Origin of the sequence: Shewanella sp. c952, from assembly GCF_019654975.1 — a bacterium.
Taxonomy (GTDB): Bacteria; Pseudomonadota; Gammaproteobacteria; order Enterobacterales; family Shewanellaceae; genus Shewanella.
This window is the reverse complement of the sequence record NZ_BPEW01000072.1, coordinates 1-2,505: the sequence shown is the minus strand read 5'-3', so window position 1 is coordinate 2,505 and position 2,505 is coordinate 1. Positions and strand designations below refer to the sequence as shown.

Annotated in this window: 1 protein-coding gene and 1 pseudogene; both read left to right on the top strand. The window is 42.3% G+C overall.

Annotation, left to right across the window (positions count from 1 at the left end; translation table 11 throughout):
• Positions 1-208: pseudogene (locus K5R16_RS21875) on the top strand (IS4 family transposase); the annotation flags it as partial.
• Positions 209-419: 211 nt separating this feature from the next.
• Positions 420-2,330, top strand: a complete 1,911-nt coding sequence (locus K5R16_RS21870) for a methyl-accepting chemotaxis protein (RefSeq protein WP_220740508.1) — start codon at positions 420-422, stop codon at positions 2,328-2,330.
• Positions 2,331-2,505: the final 175 nt, after the last annotated feature.

The following is a 2,505-nucleotide window of genomic DNA, read 5'->3' as shown; positions in this document are numbered from 1 at the left end:
GCTTTATCTTTTAGGATTAGCGGTGAAAGCTGCTGGTAAACACTGGCAATATCAAGCTAACTCAATAAAGCACCGCAACGTACTCTCAAACCAATTCATAGGCTTGAGAGCATACAAAGATAGGAACTTGAAGCTGTTGAAATTGCATTGGCAGGTAGCAATCAAAACACTACAAGGCTTAGTTCGGGAGCCACAAGCATGCTATTAAATTCGTGGGGATCCGTCAGACTCTGCCCCCAATTTACCTTTTCATTAAGCCGATAGACCTAAATATTAATTAAGTGGCTGTATGTTATTGTTGTTGCGAGATTATTCACGGTTTGGAATTGATTCCACACGTATAAGTGTCTGCATTGTTGGGCTTTTGCTTCTTATTGTGAAAGCTGTTGCTTAAATTTAAGTAAGGGAATACTGCAGCCATGCAAGCTATTGGTTTTAAAAAAACGATTACTCTCGCCATTATTTTACTCTTATCCAGTTGTTTATTAGTCGCGAATTGGATTTCCTATCAAACGCTAAAGCAAGACACGATTGATGGCGTGCAAATCCGCTCTCAACAAATTACTCATTACGAAGCCAATGTTATAGCTCAATGGTTTAGTGCTAAGGCCACTGCGATAGCAGCGATGGCTGATCAATATAAGAATGGGGCATTTCAGCAACAGTACGTTGATATTGCGCGTTTAGGTAAGCAAGCTAATAGTTTGTATTCTGTATTCTGGGGTTTTGATGATGGTAGCTCTTACGCCAGTGTCGTTGATGATGCTATCTGGCAAGATGGAGTCGCCAATCCTGACAAGTATGACCCGCGCCCTCGCGGGTGGTATCAGCTTGCTAAAGCCAATAGAGAAGCCGTTCTTACCGATATATATACTGATATGGTGACCGCGCAGCCTGTAATATCCATCGTCACTAATTTGGGTGATGGAGTGTTATCGGGCGATATCGGCCTAGACATTTTGGATAAGACAGTAAAGCAAGTTGACTTTCCTGGGTCAGTGGCCGCAATTATTGATCAGCGAGGTAAAGTTTTAGCCTCTTCTTCACCTCGTTTTGAAGTCGGCGATGAGTTAAGCCAGTCAGGCTTCGGGCATCTTCTAAGCGGGATTAGCGCAAACGCTTCTTTTAACGGCGAATATGAATTAGATGGTGTTGAACAATTAGTGTTTAGTGAAACGATTCCGCTGCTCGGTACGCAGAAATGGCATCTGTTTATCAGCGTTGATGAGTCTATTGTTTATGCGGGGTTAAATGATGCGCTACAACGCTCTATATTGATGTCATTAATCATGCTGGTTGTCGGGATTTTAGGGGTGTTTGCGGTACTTAATTGGCTATATCGTCCAATCATCACGCTTAAAAAAATGGTGATAGATCTTTCTCAAGGGCAGGCTGATTTAACTCGCCGTTTGTCAGTGACTAGTGAAGACGATTTAGGCGAAATAGCTAGTGGTATCAATCAGTTTGTAAAAAACCTTCAGGATCTAATGAAAGAGGTTTCTTTTGGTTCGAAAGATATTGGTGACAGCATTGCTAAGCTTCATCAACAAACAGATGAAAATGCAGGAGTGCTGCAGCAACATGTAATGGAAACTGAGCAGGTAGTGACTGCGGTTGAAGAGGTGAGTGCAACAGCGATGGATGTTGCTACGAATACTTCACAGGCTTCTAACGCGGCAGTTGTTGCTAGTGAACAGGTGAGAAACACTAATAGTATTGTGTCTAATACAAGAGAAACCGTTGAACGTTTAATTCGAGATGTTGATGAAACAGAAGTTAATATCGGCAATGTGGCACAAGATGCTATTAGTATTACCAAGGTTTTACAGGTCATAGGTGATATTGCTGAACAAACTAATCTACTGGCATTGAATGCGGCCATAGAGGCTGCCAGAGCGGGGGAGCAAGGACGAGGCTTTGCGGTTGTTGCTGATGAGGTACGCGCACTCGCAGCGCGTACCCAAGTCAGTACTACTGAAATTGAGCAGACACTGGATAAGCTGCAGCAAGGTATTAATAATGCAGTAGGAGCCATGAAGCAAACTAAAATCACCTGTGAGCAAGCGAGTAACGCCACCATTGATGTTGGTAATAATCTGGAAAAAGTCGTGTCATCGATTGCCGACGTTAATGATTTGAATATGCAAATAGCGACTGCTGCTGAAGAGCAAAGTGCAGTATCTGAAGAGGTGAGCCGCAATATGAGTACTATTCGGGATATGGTGGTGGTGCTGGATGACAACGGTAAAGTTACTGAGCTGGAAACGAATAAATTGGCGATTGCCAATGACAAGCTGATTACCGTTGTAGGTAAGTTCACGATTGAATAAGGACTTACTTTGTAAGTAAGTGGGGTCATAAGTAAGTAGAGTTAGAGTCTGACGAATCCCCACAAAAAGACAAATAGAAATAATGAGATAGGCAAAATAATAAGGAACATTCATGGCATTTGGTGATCAAATTTATCGCCAAACAAAAATTACCACGAGTAAATGCCATGAATGC

Excerpts from the sequence above, each read along its gene's own strand:
- K5R16_RS21870 (WP_220740508.1), top strand. The coding sequence starts at position 420 with ATGCAAGCTATTGGTTTTAAAAAAACGATTACTCTCGCCATTATTTTA.